This window comes from Marisediminitalea aggregata (assembly GCF_900129565.1).
Taxonomy (GTDB): domain Bacteria; phylum Pseudomonadota; class Gammaproteobacteria; order Enterobacterales; family Alteromonadaceae; genus Alteromonas; species Alteromonas aggregata.
Window position 1 is genome coordinate 359,907 of the sequence record NZ_FQWD01000003.1, and the last position, 19,678, is coordinate 379,584.

The window sequence follows — 19,678 nt, forward strand, 5'->3', positions numbered from 1 at the left end:
CAAATAAGCACTGGGGCCATATCTGCTCTTTTTCGCCCGGCAGTCTCCATGCCCTAAGGGGCATATTTTTTATTGAGGACAACATGGCTAACATCATTGGCGGTATAGGCGTCTCCCATACGCCCACCATTGGCTTTGCGCAGGATAAAGCGCTTCGCGAGCAACCTGCATGGAAGCCGGTATTCGAACAGTTTGACAAGGTAGGTAACTATCTTGAAGACAAGCAACCAGATGCGCTGGTATTTATTTACAACGACCATATTACATCGTTTTTCTTCGACCATTATTCTCCCTTTACGCTTGGGGTCGACGACACCTTTAGTCCCGCTGACGAAGGCGGTGGTGCGCGGGACTACCCGCCTGTCTCCGGCCACCCTGCTTTGGCCAGACACATCGGTCAGTCGTTATTCGCTGACGAGTTTGATTTGTCTTTTTTCCAGAAAAAACCGATAGATCACGGATTATTCTCACCGTTATCCATGATGACCGACCGCGGTCGCCGCTGGGACAACCACATTATCCCACTGCAAATTGGCGTGCTGCAGTTTCCTATCCCTACAGCGTCACGCTGTTTTAAGCTTGGCAAAGCACTGCGTCGTGCGATTGAAAGCTACCCGGAAGATATCAATGTCGCCATTGTTGCAACGGGCGGCTTGTCTCACCAGGTACACGGTGAACGTTGTGGTTTTAACAATCCCGACTGGGATGAACAGTTTCTCGACTTGCTCGAAAGTGATCCGTCACAACTGGCTTCCATGACCCACGCAGACTATGCCCGCCTGGGCGGTCTGGAGGGAGCTGAAGTGATCATGTGGTTGATCATGCGCGGCGCACTTTCCGAGCAAGTCGATTGTTTGCACCGGGCAACGTATTTGCCGTCGATGACGAATATCGCCACGGTTATATTTCAGGACAAAGACAGCAGCAGCGAAAATGAAATCGAAGCTCATCAGCAAAAAGTCGGTGAACAACTGGCGGGAATTGGCGATATTCCTGGCACACATCCGTTCACACTGGAACGGGCGCACAATGCATGGCGGCTAAATCACTTTTTGCACAAACTGATAGAACCTGCTCATCGTCAGCAGTTTGTTGACTCGCCTGATACCTTGTTCGCCGAGTACGGACTGACTGAGCAGGAAATCTCGTTGCTCAACCAACGGGATTGGATCGGATTAATTCACTATGGTGTGATTTTCTTCAGTCTGGAGAAAATGGCCGCGGTACTGGGCATGACCAACATAGATATTTACGCTCAGATGCGAGGCGAAACCGTTGAGGAATTTCAGCAATCGCGCAACTCAGCAATCACCTATTCAGTAGCAGGAAAAGAGAAATCCTGACTTCAAATAACCAACAGGCCTCTTTATCGAGGCCTGTTGGTTTGTTAATGTTTTTAAAGCTACAACACGCCTTTAAAACTCTTCAGTATCAATGTCACCTTGTGCCGCTGCCGGATACCGTGGCCCTTGCACGGTTTGATAGTTAATAAGCGCATCAGCGGCGGTCAATATGTCACCGGAAACCTCAATGGTACTTGCTGCGATATTTTCCAGCATATGTGCCTCTATTCGCGTACCCGGCAATGCATGAATGAACTCGCCCTGAGCTAATACCCATTTAATAGCCAGTTGCGCTGGCGTGCAACCAGCCTGCTCTGCCAGTTTGGCAAACGCTGCATACAGTTTTCGGTTAGCCTGCCAGTTTTCACCTTGAAAACGCGGCATCCCACAGCGAATATCCTTGGGTTCCAGTTCACTGACATCACTAAAGGTGTTACTTAAAAATCCGCGTGCCAGCGGGCTGAAGCCCACAAACGCAATATTCATTGATTTACACGCGTCGAGCACCGCAATTTCTGCGTTTCGGGTCCACAACGAATATTCCGTTTGCAGCGCTGCAATAGGATGCTCCTTATGCGCCCGGGCCAATGTGTCTGCTGACACTTCCGACAAGCCAACAGCGCCGATTTTGCCCGCTTTCACGGCTTCTCCCAGTGCGCCAACACTCTCTTCCACCGGGACATCGGGATCAATACGATGCAGGTAGTATAAGTCAATGTAATCGGTTTGCAGGCTCTTTAACGCCGTATCTAACGTCGCATGCAGTGTTTTGGGGTGGCCATCGATAACGCGCTTACCATTTACGCCGGTCATGCCGCACTTGCTGGCCAGCAGAATATCCTGCCTGAAGTCTTTGATGGCTTTGCCTACCACCACTTCATTAGCACCAAATCCATACAATGCCGCAGTATCAAAATGGTCCATACCCGCATCAAAGGCTTTTTGCATTAAACTAATGGCATCGGCTTCAGACAGCTTACCGCTATAGGCATGGCTCACATTCATGCAACCAAAGCCAATTTCACCAACCTGTTTTCCTGCCAGTTCTCGTTTGTTCATGTCGAACTCCTTAACGCAAAACGGCCTGCACCTGGCAAGCCGTTAACTGTTTTTGACCTTGCTTAAGCCGTAAGTTGCTGCTCAAGCTCATGCAGAACACGGTAGCAGTTCAGCACCTGCCCTACGCTTGAGTTGGGCTCGCGACCTTCCTGAATCGCTGCGACAAACTCGCGATCCTGCAATTCGATACCGTTCATAGACACATCCACGTTTGATACGTCAATGGGATTTTCTTTGCCGTCTACCAGGTCGTCGTAGCGGGCAATGTAAGTGCCGTTGTCACAAATGTAGCGGAAGAACGTCCCGAGCGGGCCATCGTTATTAAACGACAAAGACAGCGTACAAATCGCGCCATTCTCAGCCTGAAGCTGAATAGACATGTCCATGGCAATGCCGAGTTCAGGATGAATCGGCCCCTGAATGGCGTTGGCTTTAACCACCGGTGAGCCGGCCTGATACGCAAAAAGATCTACCGTGTGGGCGGCGTGGTGCCATAACAAGTGATCAGTCCATGAGCGCGGCTCGCCCTTGGCATTAATATTTTTACGGCGGAAGAAATAGGTTTGCACATCCATTTGCTGGATGTTCAGTTCACCACCGGTAATTTTATTGTGAACCCATTGGTGCGACGGGTTAAAGCGGCGAGTATGACCCACCATACACACTTTACCGGTCTCCTGCTGGGTGTTAACAACCGCTTCAGAATCGGCCCAGCTATCTGCCAGTGGAATTTCCACCTGCACGTGCTTACCGGCTTTCATGCACTGAATCGCCTGGGAGGCGTGTTGCTGCGTCGGCGTACACAGGATCACGGCGTCAGCATCGCTCTCAAGCGCATCTTCCAGGCTGGTATAGACATTGGGAATGCCGTATTCGTTGGCGACGGCTTGTGTTTTTTCAAGCGAACGACCTACCAGGCCAACCACTTCTGCACCGTCGATGTTCTGTAACCCATCCAGGTGTTTAATACCAAAGGCGCCGGGGCCCACTACAATAATCTTCATATTCGTTACTCCACGTATTTTTCAGGTGACGTGAGCGGCCGTGGCCGCTGTTTATTCTGCCCAGTACAAGCGCATTGGATTTTCGACAAGCAACTTATGTTGCAGCGCTTCTGTCGGGGCAATTAAAGGGATCATGTCGACCAGTTTGCCGTCGTCTGGCATATGGCTCTTCATATTCGGGTGAGGCCAGTCGGTGCCCCATAAAACGCGCTCTGGAAAACGCTCAACAACGGTTCGCGCAAACGGCACCACATCCAGGTAGCCGCCATCAGGCCCACTTATCGACAGACGCTCAGGACAGCTCACCTTGGACCAGAAATTCGGGTTCTCTTCCAGCAATTTAAGAAACAAGCCAAACTCTTCACCGTCAACCGGCTTAGTGACATCCGGGCGGCCCATGTGGTCTACCACTACGGTCGTTGGCAAACTGGTAAAGAAATCATACAGGTCGGGTAACTCTGCGGCTTCAAAGTAAATAACGATGTGCCAGCCCAGACGTTTGATGCGCTCAGCGATGAGCGTTAAATCGTCAAATGGCAATGCATCGACCAGTCGCTTAACAAAGTTAAAACGCACACCCCGAACCCCGGCTGCATGCAATGCATCCAGCTCTTCGTCGGTAATGCTGGCCTTCACCGTAGCGACGCCACGGGCCAGGCCGTTACTGTGATTCAGCGCATCAACTAACGCCCGGTTGTCTGCGCCATGGCAGGTGGCCTGCACGATCACGTTGCGCGAAAAGCCTAGATGATCACGCAGCGCCCACAACTGATCACGGGACGCATCACATGGGGTGTATTTGCGCTCTGGTGCAAAAGGAAACTGGTCGCCCGGGCCAAACACATGACAATGGGCGTCTACTGCGCCCGCCGGTGCCTTATAACCAGGCACCGAGGGGGATTGATGCCAGTGCAACCAATCGGCATCGGGGGTAAACTGACTCACAGGCCCATCTCCTTCAATTTTGCATCCAGTCGCGGGTATACGCGACGTGCATTACCCGAGTATACCGCGGTGCGGTCTGCATCTGATAGGTTCAATGCGTCGACATAGCGTTTGGTGTCGTCGAAGTAATTCCCGGTTTCCGGGTCGATTCCACGCACCGCGCCAATCATTTCAGAACCAAACAGAATATTCTTAATATCAATAACATCAAACAACAAATCAATGCCAGGCTGATGGTACACACAGGTATCAAAATAAACGTTTCTCATCACGTGCTCAGACAACGGCGGCTGTTTCATCATATCGGCCAGCCCGCGGTAGCGTCCCCAGTGATAAGGCACAGCGCCACCACCATGCGGGATGATAAAACGCAATTCCGGGAAATCTTTAAATAAGTCACCTTGCAGGAACTGCATAAACGCCGTGGTATCCGCGTTCATGTAGTGTGCGCCGGTGGCGTGAAAGTTTTCATTGCACGAGCCGGATACGTGGATCATCGCAGGCACATCCAGCTCCACCATTTTCTCGTAGAACGGGTACCAGCTTTTATCTGTAAGCGGCTTTGACGTCCAGTGACCGCCTGAAGGGTCCGGATTCAAATTACAGCCTACAAATCCCAGTTCGTTGACACAGCGCTCCAGTTCTTCAACAGAGTTTTTGATCGGCACCCCTGGCGATTGCGGTAACTGACACACACCAATAAAGTGTTTGGGGTACAAATCTACCACCCGCTTGATTAAATCGTTACAGGCGCTTGTCCACTGTTTAGATACGGCTTCATCACCCACGTGATGCGCCATGGCCGAGGCACGGGGTGAGAAAATAGTCATATCTGACCCGCGTTCCAGCAATAGCTTAAGCTGATTTTTTTCAATGCTTTCGCGAATTTCATCGTCGCTGATAAAGGGCACTTCCGGCAGCGCCTGCCCGGATTCATACGCTTCTATCTGCGCTTTACGGAATAACTGCAAGGGTTCGGGTGCAGTGGTGTAATGTCCGTGACAATCAATGATCATGTAGGTGTCCTCAATCGTTTTTATTGTGATGCTGGCAGGCAATGATTCGGCACCAGCACTTCTCCACGCATTAATAATCGGGCTGTGCGCAGCAAGGCTGCGCGATTCACGCTGAACGTATCCAGCGACTGGGTGCCACTAATATCCATTTCAACGGTAAATGCACCAGTTGGATGTTCAATCGTTAACGTTTGACTTGAAGGCGCGTTGCTTGCTGGTTTGCTAACATATTCGCTGGCCACAGTACCCGGCAACACACAGGCGGTAGCAACACTCACCGAGCCCAGCACGCCTATCGCTTCGTGTACCCGGTGAGGAATAAACGTGTGTGTATTCACAGCGCCGCCGTGCCTGGCCGGCGACAGCAGGCTCATTTTCGGCACCGTTTTATGGGTAACGTCACCTAAATTCATTAATTCACCGGCCTGCAGACGAATCGCTTCCACTTTCGCTTTAATATCTGTCCTAGCTTCAAGCTCCGCCGGGGTTTCGTTACCGGTTGCGCCTACCGACGCCGCATGCAGCATTACGACCGGCATACCGTTATCCACGCAGGTAACCGTTATGCCATCAATAGTATCTATGGTATTACCGGAAGGAAATAACGCACCGCAGGACGAACCAGCTACGTCCAGGAAATCAATCATGACCGGGGCCGCCGTGCCCGGCACGCCATCTATGCCTGCGTCTCCTTCATAGGCCACCTGGCCAGCAGGAGTCTGTACTCTGGCAACAGCTAAAGCACCGGTATTAACCATATGGATCCGCACATCGGTAACATCACCTTGTGGGTGAACCATACCCTGCTCGATGGCATACGGGCCGACACCAGCGAGAATATTGCCGCAGTTCTGCGCATCGCTCACCGCAGCTTTATCGACGACTACTTGCAAAAACAAGTAGTCTACGTCGGCATCGCTGCGTGTTGACGGGCTGACTATCGCAACCTTACTGGTTAACGGGTGCGCGCCGCCCATGCCGTCTATCTGACGCTCGTCTGGCGATCCCATTGCAGCCAGCAAGACAGCATCGCGAGCAGCCGTGTCGGCAGGCAAATCAGCAGCGTTAAAATACAACCCTTTAGATGTACCACCGCGCATTACATAGGCAGGAACTGCTTTCACGACGCGTTTTCCTCTCCGTACTTCACGTAGCGTAAACCTTTCGCAGCCAGGCGCTCTCGCATGTTGTAGATATCCAGACCAAGTTCGCCAGCGGCAAGACGCGCACGCTTGCTATCTTCATTGGCAACGCGAGCCAGTACTTTTTCATGCACAGCGTTGGCTTCTTCACGCGCAACCACGACTACGCCATCGTCATCGGCCACAACAATGTCGCCGGGATGAATCAGAGCGCCGGCACACACAACAGGTACGTTCACACTGGCTATCGTCTCTTTTACTGTGCCCTGGGCAAACACGGCGCGCGACCAGACAGGAAATTCCATTTCGGTTAATGTGGCAATATCCCTTACCCCGCCGTTGATAATCAATCCTTTTACCCCACGGGCTTTCAGAGAGGTCGCCAACAAGTCACCAAAGAAACCGTCATCGCAAGGACTGGTTGGTGTGACGACCAACACGTCACCGGGCTGACATTGCTCAACCGCAACATGGATCATCCAATTATCGCCCGGGGCGACCTGACACGTCACGGCAGGGCCGGCAATGGCCGCTGGCCGATAAATTGGCCGCATGGCTTTATCCAGTAACCCTTTACGCCCCTGTGCCTCGTGCACGGTGGCCACTTCTGCTCCCTGATATTGTTCAATAGTTGACGCTGACGGTCTTGGACAGTCTGTCACACAAATTGCCATGGTTCTTCATCCTGCAATGCTGTTGTTATGCAAGCAGTATGCGACAGGCTAATCAAAAAAGAATGTTAGAATAGTGCAAATCACTATTAATTTTTTCTATAATGGGTCAAATTTAAAAACGGCAGGCCTTTTCGTGCAGTTCAATATCCGACACTTGCTCAGCGCTCTAGAAATCAGGGAGTGCGGTACCGTTACCCAGGCCTCAAAGCAGATCCATTTGTCGCAGTCGGCACTGACCCAGGCTATTAATAAACTTGAAAGCCAGTTAGACATCCAGCTGTTCGAACGCACCAATTCCGGCATGTTCGCAACGCCTTCTGGTGAGCTATTTCTGGAACGTGTAAAGCGCGCATTCAGTTACCTGGAAACCGCGGCTCATACATTGTTTGATACCGACAAAGCCAAACGCCTTGGCTTTTTACGCAATGTCACACTGCGCCAGTTAACCGCGCTAATTACCATTGTGGAATTACAAAATTACACGGCCGCGGCGGTGAAGTTATCGCTCACCCAGCCTACCCTCGGCAAAACGATCAAAGACTTGGAGCACCTTACCGAACAGCGGTTGTTCAACCGGGTGCCCACGGGGGTTGAACCAACCTGGCGTGCCCGTCAACTGAGCCGCTTTGCCAGTTTGTTTTTTGCTGAAATTCACCAGGGCGAAGACGAAGTAAACCGCTTGAAAGGGCAACGTTCGGGCAGTGTTAGTGTGGGCAGTTTACCCCTGGCCAGGACTGCGATCGTGCCAGACACGGTAACCGCGCTGTTACAGGCTTACCCTGATGTGAAAGTGAGTATTATTGACGGCCCGTATGAAGAACAGCTCAGTGCACTGCTGCACGGTCAGCTCGATATTATTGTGGGCGCACTGCGTGTCCCTTCGCCAAGTAATGATATTGAACAGCACCGTTTGTTCGACGACAGTCTGAGTGTGGTTGCCCGGGTGGGACACCCTGCTACTGAACTCTTTACTCAACCGGTAACCCAAACCGATCTGACGCAATATCAATGGATTGCGCCTCGCCAGGGAACACCTACACGCGCCGTGTTCAGCCAGTTTTTTCAAGCCCGCGGCTTAACGCCGCCTCAGGACGTAGTGGAGTGCAGTTCACTGGTTGCTGTGCGGGGACTATTGCTGAACAGCGATAGGATCACCCTGTTGCCGGCTCGTCAGGTCGCCGTGGAAGTCAGGTCGGGGTTACTGGCCATCAGCTCTCAGCCGCTACCAGACAGTAAACGTGAAATAGGCTACACATTACGCAAAAACTGGAAACCAACCCCGGTTCAGGCCAGGTTTATCGAGTTGCTTTCACACATAGCCCGGTGATCAGGGTGACATTTGCGAGCGAACTTAAACGGCATGCCGTTTGCGGTATTCACCAGCGGTAATGCCCTCCTGCTGCTTAAACTGGCGGCAAAAATAGCCGACATCCTTGTAGCCGAGTGTTAACGCAATATCGTCGATACTCTGCCGGGTATAAATTAAACGGCGCTTACTCTCGTTCATCAGGCGCTGGCGAATAATTTGCTTAGGGCTGCTATTCAGTACGGACTGGCAAATTCGTGCCAGCGTCGATACCGAGATAAACAGCAAATCAGCGTAGGCCTTTACGCTTAAGTGCTGTTGATAATGGGCTTCTATCAAGGCTTTAAACTTCACCAGTATCCGGGTTTCTCGCGAGCTGCTCTCACTGTAAATCGATTCCAGTCGCTGCTGACGACGAATGTTGATGAATAGAAGCTGTAATAAATGATTCACCGCACTACGCGAGTCTGACTCTGCGCGTTTAATTTCATCGTCTAACGACAATAGCAATTGTCGAAACTGCTCAATATGACGCTGGTCCGAAAACTCAACAGGCTGAGGCGCCCACAACGCATCGTAGGCAGACGGGTCCTCACCTGTTGCCGCCAACTCAGCTAAAAAATCGCTGTTTACCGACAGCACAAATCCTTGTGTGTCCGGCTCAAAATGAAAGCCGTGTACCACGCCCGGCGGAATCATGACCAGCCAGTTTCCCGACAAATCATACCGCGCATCATCCAGCTCCACCTGCCAGGCATGACCAAATACACAAATAATTTGTGCAAGTTTATGATGTCGATGCGGTTTTATCTCCCAGCCCAACATACGGCTACGGGACACAATACTCTCCAGGTGTATGCTCCCCGGCTCCCATTGCAGAAAGGTTTCACCGTACAGATGATAAAACGGAATTGACTCCTGACTCACTCGTCGCGCCATTACAAAAACTTAACATGATTAAAAAGTACAATAAGTTGCCCAAAATGTGAATTACTAAAGTCCGCTGCCACAGGCAAGATGTCTGCATCGAAAGACATGGGATATGAGCAATGAATACACTGAACACTCAGGTAGCTATTATCGGTGCTGGTCCTTCCGGCCTGTTACTTGGACAACTGTTGGCCAAACAAGGCATCGACAACATTATTGTTGAACGTGTCTCAGGCGAGTACGTGTTAGGCCGAATTCGTGCCGGCATCCTCGAACAAGGTTTTGTAGATTTAGTCCGTGAAGCCGGTGTGAACGAACGCATGGATAAAGAAGGCCATGTACACGAAGGGTTCGACATTTCTTATTACGGACAGGTGTTTAACATCAACATTAAAGAGCTGACAGAAGGCAAAACGGTCATGTGTTATGGCCAGACCGAAATCACCCGGGATCTTATGGAAGCCCGGGAGGCTGCAGCGCTCACCACGTATTACGAGTCGTCTGATACTGCTATTCACGATGCCAAAAGCGATGCCCCCTACGTTACTTTTGAACATGGCGGTGAATCCTATCGCCTTAATTGCGACGTTGTTGTGGGCTGTGATGGCTTTCACGGCGTGTCCCGTCAAACGATTCCGGCTGAGCAGCGCACCGAGCACGAACGTGTATACCCCTTCGGCTGGCTGGGCTTACTCAGCGATACACCGCCGGTCAGCGACGAACTGATTTACTGTAAAACCAAGCGCGGCTTCGCACTGGCCAGTATGCGTTCAGAAACCCGTTCACGATATTATTTACAGGTACCACTCGACCATAAAGTAGAAGAATGGACCGACGAGCGCTTCTGGGAAGAGTTGAAAAAGCGCTTACCTGAAGAGATGGCCGCCAGACTGGTGACCGGCCCCAGTATTGAAAAGAGCATTGCGCCACTGCGCAGTTTTGTGTGTGAGCCAATGCAATGGGGAAATCTGTTCCTGGTAGGTGACGCAGCGCATATTGTCCCTCCTACAGGTGCCAAAGGGCTGAACCTGGCAGCGTCGGACGTCGCTACCCTCTACAAGTTATTGTGCAAAGCCTATGGCGAAGGCGATATGTCGGTGCTGCAACGTTACTCCGAAATTGCATTACGCAGAGTGTGGCATGGCGAACGTTTTTCATGGTGGATGAGCAACATGCTCCACGACTTCGACGAACAGGAAGTGGGCGGCATGCAAAAAGCCACCTTCGACCAGTTCATGACATCAGAACTGGATTTCTTCCTGAATCATCAGGCAGGCAAACAGGTCATCGCGACCCAGTATGTTGGTATGCCTTATGAGAACATTGACTAGCGTTTAACCCGCTTCCTCACTGGGCGCGCTGATGTCACAACAACGTGCCCTTTTTTATGCCCTGCGTTACACCACGGTCTGTGCCCGACACATTAACTATACGTTCAAATTTTTCTTAGCAAAATTATAATCATCTGTTATTGTTAACAAAATTGAGTAGTACACAGACAAGGAATGGTCGATGTTTTTTGCATCTCGCAGAATGACTTTACTTGCGGCAACAGTGGTAGCAACAGTAATAAGTGGCTGTGGCGCAACTGATAAACGCCCTCCCATATATAAAGATAGTGTTAAGGTTAAAGCCCGTTTGCCGGCCCATGCAAGTCGACAGGCATCCCATACTTCATTACAGCAAGCACTGATGAAGCGAAATTTAGTGATTGCCGAATCCGGCGATATCTTGCCTGTGAACGGTAGCAGTTGCGGCACCCGACTGTATTACCGGTTTACCTCACCCTCTCTGCCACTGTATATGTCATCTCATGCTGAGCTGTATGCAGGCTATTATGCTGATGTCGATAAAATTGACCAACAATGGCAGATAGTCGATACCGATCTGTCTTTCAGCCACACCCGGCCAACCGGTGTGTCTGTGTCACTGTTTGCCATGAGTTTATCTGGCAAACTGGCGCCGAATGACACTGTATTTATCCGCCCCTCACCACAGACGTCGGCGGACGAACAAAAAGCCCTGATATCGCAAGTTAAGCGATTACTTCCGGGCGTTAAGGTTAAGGGGATATCTCGCAATTCAAATACCCAAATTAACGCCAGCGTCGCATCGTCAGAGGCAAGATTAAGAGAACTCATCGATACCAAAAAATCGGCGGTAGGCACCGTGGTCGACGAACAGGTGCTGCTTGCCTGTAGTGAGCTTCGCGATTTTATCAACCCTGTTTCTGTGCGCACTGTACAATCACGATATACCCCAGAAGAAGCGGTAGAAACGTTGCCACCAGACGCTGATTTTACTGCATTAGACAAACAACAAATGCTACTACCGTCAGATAAATACATGACGGTTGGTGGCGATATCGTTGAATACAGAGCCTATTTCCAAAAACAACAACAAGACCCCTGTGTATCGGGTAACAGCCAAAATGCCGCGTTGTGTCGGAAACGAGTGAACGATGGCGAACAACGCCAGGTTAAAAATAAAGTCACCATAAAAATAACCACTTCACAACGTTAACGACTTCACTTTATCAAGGACAGAACAAAGGACACAGTATGAAACACGCAGTTACTGTACACCTGAAGATACTTGCCATACTGGTATTATTTGCCATTTATGTCAGCCTCGAACTTTCGCTGAATATTTTACTGATCGACATGTATGCCCAGCCATTCGAGCTGGTGCTGGGTGAATACCATATTGCAGCCGAGCGGCTGGAATTGTTTGGCAGAACCCTGTCTGGCTTTGGTCTGGCCTTGTTTGCGGTCACACTCATTCCGATTCGGTTCTTCGGTGTTACCCAATCAGAAAGTCACACTCGCCCGGTTATTAGTGCCAGGGGAAAGTGGTTGCTACGCCCTCTGGCCTTTTTGGCAATTTGGGCGCTGATCATTCCGTCCATTAGGGTGTTGATTGATGGTGTCGTCGACTCACAGTCCAGTGATGCCAAACTCAGTGCTGTGCGTGCAATCGTATATAAAGAAGCTTACCTCGCCAAAGCTGTTAGCATTGAAGGGTTTCCGGAATTTGACCACATAGTAGCGGACCCTGATCGCAGGGATTTAATGGTCGCGCTCATTCCGTCACTGGCGTTTTTCTCCAATGGCTTCAACACGCTGATTGGAAACAACATTGACAGCATGGCCAATACCTTTTTGTTGAATAAGCAAGAAGATGATTTTATTGCCGAGGCGCTACCCAGAATTCGTCGTTTTGATCAGCAGTATGAAGCCCAGTGGCAACTGTATGAATCAGCTTCCCGCGCTTATCTGGAGGCATTTCGCAAGGAAAACGATCATTACGCGCGCGAACAAGAGCGGTTAACCCTGCTCAATAACGCCAATAAGCACATTAATTCGCGTTGGGAACGCTACGCCGTTCAGCTACTAGAAGCTGGAGATTTCAGGGAAGACTACACCACCAATGAGAATATTCGCGATCAATACCGTAACTACCGTGACCAGGCACTAAGTTCGCGATGCAACACAGCCTGCGAAGAGCAAGCTAAAAGGAATTTTGCGCGCTACCTTACAACCCTGAAGTTTGAAAGCGGTGAATCCTTCGGCATTTCACTTCAGGCAGAAGACGTTATTTTCAATAAGTTTGTGAAATCAAAATACAACCTGGCCGCCATATTTAAACGTGGCCGCTTGCGCTATTTGCAGGAAACATATGGTATTCCAGAAGAAATGACCTATGAACAATACCAGCAATCTGATTTGATGATGAGTCACCTGCGCGACTATATCGCCGGTCAGGGTATTACCTTGCCTGTCGGTTGGAAAACAACCGATATGCAGCCTCTTATAGATGCCATTGCCGCTAAATATCAGGGGTTAGCCGCCGCAGAGTGGGATAAATACCTGCAAGCAGCCAGCTATAAAATGCCTGAGCCAGGTCTCCCTAAACCCGCCTTTGCTTCACATGCAATTGTCACCAGCGCGGCTCGGGAAGCATTGGGCCCCTATTATCTTCCTGCGTTCACGCCCAGTATTGCGGAAAGTCGTTACAAAGCACTTTGGCTGGACAGCCAGGACAATATTTCATTCATTAAAATGATCACATCGACCGCGGCTACCACCGCCTTTTCACCCGGCGGCAGCATGTTTCAATTGGGACGTGACGCTGTAAAACTGGCCGTTATTCCCCCCGCCAGTATCTTTGCCAGTCTGCTTGCGGTATTTCTGCTTTTTTTCAAAATTGGCAATTATTTATGGCCTCGAAGTAAGCTGTACTTTGGCGGTGCTTTACTTGCGGCCGTTGTTCTGTTGGTCACCCCAACTGTTTCGGCCTTAATGCAATCCAACGCTTATCACAACATCACCACCCGATTCGCCCAACAGGTCAGCCAGGACAATCTGTATGACAACCTGCTTACATCAACCTTCGGGTATATGCTGGATATAGAGTCTGGACTCTACAGTCAGTATCGCCAGGTTGGCGTTGTTCGTGAGGTGCGTCGTGCCATGCTCGCCAATACAGAACAATCGACTAACGACGGCGAAACCACCAGCGCGCAGACCGCAGCGCCCTCGCCGCTGCGCACTTTCGACAATATCTTTTACGACTTATTGTCGTTTTTACCTGAAAAACTCGGAAGCGGTGAAATCATCAAACCATTTGATGCCAACATAACTGTGTTAAAGCAGGATTTGAATGTGGGTGCTTATCTGGGGATTTACCTGGAGGGCGATAAAGTGTCCGAGGTAAAAATGCCGAATTTCATGCAGGATACTGACTTTGGTCTGCTGGCCGAACAGAAATATTTTTACCGGCCAGACTGGCAATCTCTTGCTTCCGAATTTATTGAAAATGCAAACAGTCCGGACTATTGGATTAAACTGGCAAATGGCGATTTAGCCAAGGAGTCACTGGTAACAAAAATTGAACGAAACATGTCGGATTACCTCAATACTCAGGGCGGTTTAGTCACCCTGTTAAAATCCATTCAATCACAAGGCTACCGCAACCTGATATTACTTCAGCTAGGTCAGGCCAACCGTTACCGGTGCTTTGTCATTGGCGACATAGACGCCCTAATGATTACCGACTCAATCCAATCCAACTTTGTTGACTATAAAGAACTGCCCAACTGCAAAGCGAGAATATAAGTGAACGAGCTACAGCACCGAATAAAAAAATTTTTCGCGGAATACCTCTCCGTCATCATCATGATGTTGGCGGTTTTCTTCGCGACACACTATTTCTTCGACCAGCAACAACAAGCCCTGAGCGACGTAATTCGTCAATTTGAAATATTAAAACTAAAACTGTCTTTAACCATGGAGTAGCGCAATGCAGGATTACGAACAAAAACAACCAAGCCGTATTTCGTTCAAATTTGATATCACCTCGTTTATTGGACTTTGCGGTGCTATGTATCTGGCCTACTCTGTGCACGTGAAAAACGTGGAAAATACGCAAAAGGTCAACGCCCTGTTACAAAAGTACGAGCAGACGCTGGATGCGGCCATTGCAGGCGACAAAGTGACACTTGCGCGATATCAGGCAAACGTTGAAAAGATACTGAATTCACTGACGCCGGAAGAGCGAAAGCTGATGCTGTCATTATTGACTACCAATAACGTCAAAAACTAAATAAACCAACTTACATAAAAAGCGCCCGTTGTCGGGCGCTTATCAAGTAATGACATCTGAATCTACAAACCTTACTTACGTTTTCTCAGACGCAAAAACATAAACGCTCCTGAAACAAGTAACAGGCTCAACGCCCCTGGCGCAGAAGCCGTTGATGGTGGTGTTACCACTGAGGTTTCAGCTGAGATTTTGTTGATGACCGCAGTTTCAAAATCGGTAAATGAACTGGCAGGTTGAACAAATGCGCCCGGACCACCAATAACATAGTCATTGTAGAACGTGGCAAGGGAAGTAGAACCAATGGGCAGACCATTAATGGTAAAACCTTGTGCTACAGCTGCATCACGCGAAGCCGCTGTACTAGAGGAGTTTGAGGTGCCATCGCCAGATACGTCAATTACCGTACCCACGGTGGCATCCAACCCATTATTTAATAACAGGTCAACGGCGCGGTTAATACCGGCGTAAATTGCAGTACCACCGCCACCTGGACGTGAGAAGTTGTCCAGTAAATCTGCGTAAGCGTTAGCCTGAGCAGCGCTGGTCAAGATAGTGAACGCGTCTAGCGCGGTTGAGTAATAACTTGATGCAAAAAACACAACGTTTACGGCAATACCGTTGGTCGATGCAGCAATGTTTTGTTGGACACTGGTATCGCGAAATGCATTCGCATAACCGTCCATTTGCAGGGTATATTCGGCGGTGCTTACACTGCCGGAAACATCAATCACAAGTGACAATTCCAGGTCTACCAGTGCAGCATTGGCGTGAGAGGCCGCACCGTACATCAGCATTCCAGCTAAAGCGAATCCGAGTTTCTTAAAGTTCATCTTTCTTTCCTTGAGATATATCTATTTTGAAGTATTAGCGTGAACACAAAACAGAAAATGCTCACATATTGACTAACAGCAAATGTCAGACCAACTCTAAAAACTCATTAAAAAACAGGTGAATAATAAATATCAATTTTTACTAATATAAAATTTGTAAAAAAAGCCGACAGAAAGTCGGGACGATACGTTAACTAAAATTTGCGACACTGGTTACTGTTAATCGTTTCAATAATAAGTACCATGAAGGTTGATTCGTATTACAGGAACAAGGCATGGATTTAGGAATTAAAGGAAAACACGCCATTGTATGTGCGTCCAGCCGCGGTCTTGGACGGGCGTGTGCGCAGGCACTGGCAGAAGCCGGGGTTAATCTGGTTATCAATGGCTTAAATGAACAACGGCTTGCCCTGGTAGCAAAAGAAATTGAAGAGTCGACTGGCGTAACGGTTGTCCCTGTTGCTGCCGATGTCAGTACTGAAGAAGGACAGATGGCGCTGCTTGCGGCCTGCCCCGACCCTGATATTTTAGTGAACAACAATGCTGGTCCGCCGTTAAAAGATTTTCGCCAACTTGATAAAAACGCCATGATTGACGGGGTAAATATGAATATGCTCACCCCGATCAGCCTTATACAACAGGTTATTGATTCTATGGCAGCAAAAGGATTCGGCCGTATTGTAAATATCACGTCCATGACAGTGAAAATGCCCGTTGCCGGCCTGGATTTATCCAGTGGCGCCCGCGCTGGCTTAACCGCTTTTCTGGCGGGGATTGCTCGTACCGTGGCCGACAAAAACGTTACCATTAATAATATTTTGCCCGGCTATTTTGCTACCGACCGACTGGAAGGCGTGTTCAAAGCGGGCATGGAGCGTACCGGCCAGGATCGGGACACCGTAGCAACAGAACTAGCGGCCAAGGTGCCCGCTGGACGATTTGGCGTACCTGCTGAATTTGGCAATACCTGTGCTTTCCTATGCAGTCAGCATGCCGGCTACATTACCGGTCAGAACGTATTATTAGACGGCGGCCTTAACCCTAGCGCCTTTTAGAACAGCGCTTCGCCGCTTTCCCCCAACAACCTATTATGTGCAACCTGAGATCTTCGGGTTGACATGCGCCGCAACATATACGATATTTCACATATGTGTTATTTCATATATTAAAGTATGCATCCGTTATCGTTTTACAAATGCCTTGCCGAAGACACCCGGCTTAAATCTCTCTTATTGATCACGCAGGTTGGCGAGGCTTGCGTGTGTGATCTGATGGAAGCACTGCAACTGGATCAGCCCAAAACCTCACGACACCTCGCGGAGCTGCGCAAGTGCGGGCTCCTGCAGGACGAGCGCCGCGGTAAATGGGTGTATTATCGTTTGCATCCTGAGCTGCCGGACTGGGCGCGCAAGGTACTGCGAGAAACGCTTGCGCATAACGGGGATTACACTCGTGATGCACTCACCCGTATTCAGTGCTGTCAGCAACAAAATGGCTGCTGCTGAGCGCATTTCATCACTCATTTTTATTCACTGAGGTTCCCCAATGAAAGTTTTGTATATCTGCACACACAATCGCTGCAGAAGTATTTTGTCTGAAGCAATCACCAACCATGTTGCCGGTGACGTGATCACCGCTAAAAGTGCGGGCAGTCAGCCCGCCGGAGAAGTACATCCACTGTCACTGAAATACCTTAATGAAGCAGGAATACCGACTGATGGGCTGCAGAGTCAATCATGGGATGAGTTCGAGGCTTTTGCGCCCGACCTGGTAATTACTGTTTGCGATTCAGCGGCTGGTGAATCCTGCCCGGTCTGGTTTGGAAAGAGTGTCAAAGTGCACTGGGGATTGAGCGATCCCTCTAAACTCACCGGTAGCGAAGAAGATATTGCCCACGCATTCAATGACACGATTGCGCAAATTTCAGCGCGTGTAACAGACCTGAAAACCATTGCCGAGCAACCCTTTACTCCGGAAAGCTTACGCGCGTCACTGGCCAATTTGGGAGCGCAATAATGGCGAATAGCAAAACGAACTTACCCAACGTAGACAACGCCCAGTTTCACATGCCGGATGTCAACAAGCTGGTCGGTACCCCGCTCTCTCACCCGCCTCGCATTCTGTTGCTTTACGGCTCGCTAAGAGCACGCTCTTTCAGCCGTTTAGTGGTTGAAGAGTCCGCTCGGTTACTGAGTGCGATGGGTGCCGAGGTGAAAATATTTAACCCGACCGGCCTGCCCCAACCTGATTCAGGCGAGGATACGCACCCGAAAGTAACAGAGCTTCGTGAGCTGATGATGTGGTCTGAAGGTCAGGTATGGTGTTCTCCCGAACGCCACGGTGCGATGACAGGTATATTTAAAAGTCAGATCGATTGGGTCCCCCTCAATATGGGAGGTGTGCGACCGACTCAGGGCAAGACACTGGCAGTAATGCAAGTCTGTGGCGGCTCACAGTCGTTCAATGTGGTTAATCAATTACGTGTGTTGGGACGGTGGATGCGCATGGTGACCATTCCCAATCAATCCTCTGTGGCAAAAGCGTTTCTGGAGTTTGACGATAACGACCGCATGAAGCCCTCTCCGTACTACAACCGCATAGTAGACGTGATGGAAGAACTGATGAAATTCACTTTGTTGTTACGCCACAATAAAGACTATTTTGTAGACCGCTATTCAGAGCGCGTCGAGTCAGCAGAGCAAGTTAGTCAGCGCGTCAATCAGCGCAACCTTTAACCTCACAGCATAACGACCAGGAATACAAAATGGGATTATTTGAACGCTACCTAACCGTTTGGGTAGCCCTCGCGATATTCGCAGGAATGGGTGCAGGCGCCATCGCACCCGACTTGTTTGCCAGCGTTGCAGCATTGGAATATGCACAGGTTAATCTGGTGATTGCCGTACTGATCTGGGTGATGATATTTCCGATGATGGTGCAAATCGACTTCACCTCAATAAAAGACGTGGGCAAGAAACCCAGAGGACTCGTTCTCACACTGTTCATCAATTGGCTGGTAAAGCCGTTTACCATGGCGCTGCTCGGCTGGCTGTTCTTCAAAGGTATCTTTGCCGATTGGGTCGACCCTACTACCGCTACGGAATATATTGCCGGGATGATTTTACTCGGTGTCGCCCCCTGCACGGCGATGGTATTTGTCTGGAGCCAGCTCACCAAAGGCGATGCCAATTACACTCTGGTGCAGGTCTCAATCAACGATATCATCATGATATTCGCCTTTGCCCCTATTGCGGGATTACTGCTTGGGGTTACGGACATCACGGTCCCCTGGGACACACTACTGCTATCGGTTGTGTTATACGTGTTGATTCCGCTGGTCGCCGGTGCGCTGGTGCGCAATAAGCTGGACAAGGCGAACGACCACTCACAGCTGGAACGTTTTTTGTCAGCGATGAAGCCCTGGTCAATCGTTGGCCTGCTGGCGACGGTAGTACTTCTGTTCGGCTTTCAGTCTGACACCATTATGGCTAAACCCCAGGCCATTGTGCTGATTGCCATTCCTTTGTTGATTCAAACCTATGGTATTTTCGCAATAGCCTACCTGATTGCCAAACAAATGAAACTGCCACACAACATTGCGGCGCCCGCGTGCATGATAGGCACGTCTAACTTCTTTGAACTTGCCGTTGCTGTAGCGATTTCCCTGTTCGGTTTGCACTCAGGTGCAGCACTGGCCACGGTTGTCGGTGTACTGGTAGAAGTGCCGGTGATGCTGTCGTTAGTGTGGTTTGCAAACCGAACTCGCAGCTGGTTTGAATAATGAAATAGTGAATTTGTTTGGCGTTTTATTGGCGTTTTAAAAAC

General features: G+C 49.8%; 20 protein-coding genes. 12 read left to right on the forward strand and 8 right to left on the reverse strand.

What is annotated here, in order from left to right:
• The first annotated feature begins 83 nt into the window (after nucleotides 1-83).
• Nucleotides 84-1,343 carry a gallate dioxygenase gene (locus BUB81_RS09590; protein ID WP_073321999.1) on the forward strand — a complete coding sequence of 420 codons (1,260 nt, stop codon included), beginning with the start codon at nucleotides 84-86 and terminating at the stop codon, nucleotides 1,341-1,343.
• A 72-nt stretch (nucleotides 1,344-1,415) separates the two neighbouring features.
• Here the strand turns inward: BUB81_RS09590 and BUB81_RS09595 are convergent, their stop codons facing one another.
• From BUB81_RS09595 to BUB81_RS09620, 6 genes are all read right to left on the reverse strand, one after another.
• Nucleotides 1,416-2,402 carry an aldo/keto reductase gene (locus BUB81_RS09595; protein WP_073322002.1) on the reverse strand — a complete coding sequence of 329 codons (987 nt, stop codon included), beginning with the start codon at nucleotides 2,400-2,402 and terminating at the stop codon, nucleotides 1,416-1,418.
• Between the two features lie 62 nt (nucleotides 2,403-2,464).
• A complete protein-coding gene (locus BUB81_RS09600; protein WP_073322005.1) occupies nucleotides 2,465-3,406 on the reverse strand; it encodes a Gfo/Idh/MocA family oxidoreductase in 942 nt (313 codons plus the stop codon).
• Between the two features lie 51 nt (nucleotides 3,407-3,457).
• Nucleotides 3,458-4,351, reverse strand: coding sequence for an amidohydrolase family protein (locus BUB81_RS09605; protein WP_073322008.1), 894 nt, complete (start codon nucleotides 4,349-4,351; stop codon nucleotides 3,458-3,460).
• On the reverse strand, nucleotides 4,348-5,367 hold the full coding sequence (locus BUB81_RS09610) for an amidohydrolase family protein (RefSeq protein ID WP_073322011.1): 1,020 nt from the start codon (nucleotides 5,365-5,367) through the stop codon (nucleotides 4,348-4,350). Before BUB81_RS09610 ends, BUB81_RS09605 begins: the two co-directional genes overlap by 4 nt.
• Before the next feature lie 20 nt (nucleotides 5,368-5,387).
• On the reverse strand, nucleotides 5,388-6,491 hold the full coding sequence (locus BUB81_RS09615; protein ID WP_245819152.1) for a 4-oxalomesaconate tautomerase: 1,104 nt from the start codon (nucleotides 6,489-6,491) through the stop codon (nucleotides 5,388-5,390).
• The gene (locus BUB81_RS09620; protein WP_073322014.1) at nucleotides 6,488-7,183 is read right to left on the reverse strand and encodes a 4-carboxy-4-hydroxy-2-oxoadipate aldolase/oxaloacetate decarboxylase; all 696 of its coding nucleotides are present in this window, start codon (nucleotides 7,181-7,183) and stop codon (nucleotides 6,488-6,490) included. The genes BUB81_RS09615 and BUB81_RS09620 overlap by 4 nt, the downstream gene beginning before the upstream one ends.
• A 133-nt stretch (nucleotides 7,184-7,316) precedes the next feature.
• Between BUB81_RS09620 and BUB81_RS09625 the strand changes: the two genes are divergently transcribed.
• Nucleotides 7,317-8,510, forward strand: a complete 1,194-nt coding sequence (locus tag BUB81_RS09625; protein ID WP_073322800.1) for a LysR family transcriptional regulator — start codon at nucleotides 7,317-7,319, stop codon at nucleotides 8,508-8,510.
• 24 nt (nucleotides 8,511-8,534) lie between these two features.
• Here BUB81_RS09625 and BUB81_RS09630 read toward each other — a convergent pair whose 3' ends face one another.
• Nucleotides 8,535-9,428, reverse strand: a complete 894-nt coding sequence (locus tag BUB81_RS09630; protein ID WP_084526413.1) for a helix-turn-helix domain-containing protein — start codon at nucleotides 9,426-9,428, stop codon at nucleotides 8,535-8,537.
• A gap of 110 nt (nucleotides 9,429-9,538) precedes the next feature.
• Here BUB81_RS09630 and pobA point away from each other — a divergent pair, with 110 nt between their 5' ends.
• The 5 genes from pobA to BUB81_RS09655 all read left to right on the forward strand — a co-directional run bounded on the left by pobA (nucleotide 9,539) and on the right by BUB81_RS09655 (nucleotide 15,023).
• Nucleotides 9,539-10,750 (forward strand): 4-hydroxybenzoate 3-monooxygenase, encoded by a 1,212-nt coding sequence (gene pobA, locus BUB81_RS09635; protein WP_073322020.1) that lies wholly within the window; start codon nucleotides 9,539-9,541, stop codon nucleotides 10,748-10,750.
• A 181-nt stretch (nucleotides 10,751-10,931) separates the two neighbouring features.
• Complete coding sequence (locus BUB81_RS09640; RefSeq protein ID WP_073322023.1) at nucleotides 10,932-11,942, forward strand: hypothetical protein; 1,011 nt, start codon at nucleotides 10,932-10,934, stop codon at nucleotides 11,940-11,942.
• Nucleotides 11,943-11,980: 38 nt separating this feature from the next.
• Nucleotides 11,981-14,536, forward strand: a complete 2,556-nt coding sequence (locus BUB81_RS09645; protein WP_073322026.1) for a hypothetical protein — start codon at nucleotides 11,981-11,983, stop codon at nucleotides 14,534-14,536.
• Complete coding sequence (locus tag BUB81_RS09650) at nucleotides 14,537-14,716, forward strand: hypothetical protein (protein WP_073322029.1); 180 nt, start codon at nucleotides 14,537-14,539, stop codon at nucleotides 14,714-14,716.
• A 4-nt stretch (nucleotides 14,717-14,720) separates the two neighbouring features.
• The gene (locus tag BUB81_RS09655; protein ID WP_073322032.1) at nucleotides 14,721-15,023 is read left to right on the forward strand and encodes a hypothetical protein; all 303 of its coding nucleotides are present in this window, start codon (nucleotides 14,721-14,723) and stop codon (nucleotides 15,021-15,023) included.
• Between the two features lie 71 nt (nucleotides 15,024-15,094).
• On the opposite strand, the gene BUB81_RS09660 is transcribed toward BUB81_RS09655, so the two are convergent.
• Nucleotides 15,095-15,853 (reverse strand): DUF1194 domain-containing protein, encoded by a 759-nt coding sequence (locus BUB81_RS09660; RefSeq protein ID WP_073322034.1) that lies wholly within the window; start codon nucleotides 15,851-15,853, stop codon nucleotides 15,095-15,097.
• Between the two features lie 275 nt (nucleotides 15,854-16,128).
• On the opposite strand from BUB81_RS09660, the gene BUB81_RS09665 reads away from it, so the two are divergent.
• From BUB81_RS09665 to arsB, 5 genes are all read left to right on the forward strand, one after another.
• Nucleotides 16,129-16,908 carry an SDR family oxidoreductase gene (locus tag BUB81_RS09665; RefSeq protein WP_073322037.1) on the forward strand — a complete coding sequence of 260 codons (780 nt, stop codon included), beginning with the start codon at nucleotides 16,129-16,131 and terminating at the stop codon, nucleotides 16,906-16,908.
• 117 nt (nucleotides 16,909-17,025) lie between these two features.
• Nucleotides 17,026-17,358, forward strand: a complete 333-nt coding sequence (locus BUB81_RS09670) for a metalloregulator ArsR/SmtB family transcription factor (protein WP_073322040.1) — start codon at nucleotides 17,026-17,028, stop codon at nucleotides 17,356-17,358.
• 40 nt (nucleotides 17,359-17,398) lie between these two features.
• Nucleotides 17,399-17,869 carry an arsenate reductase ArsC gene (locus BUB81_RS09675; protein WP_073322043.1) on the forward strand — a complete coding sequence of 157 codons (471 nt, stop codon included), beginning with the start codon at nucleotides 17,399-17,401 and terminating at the stop codon, nucleotides 17,867-17,869.
• The gene (arsH, locus tag BUB81_RS09680) at nucleotides 17,869-18,588 is read left to right on the forward strand and encodes an arsenical resistance protein ArsH (RefSeq protein WP_073322046.1); all 720 of its coding nucleotides are present in this window, start codon (nucleotides 17,869-17,871) and stop codon (nucleotides 18,586-18,588) included. The genes BUB81_RS09675 and arsH overlap by 1 nt, the downstream gene beginning before the upstream one ends.
• Before the next feature lie 29 nt (nucleotides 18,589-18,617).
• Nucleotides 18,618-19,634, forward strand: coding sequence for an ACR3 family arsenite efflux transporter (gene arsB / locus BUB81_RS09685; protein WP_073322049.1), 1,017 nt, complete (start codon nucleotides 18,618-18,620; stop codon nucleotides 19,632-19,634).
• Nucleotides 19,635-19,678: the final 44 nt, after the last annotated feature.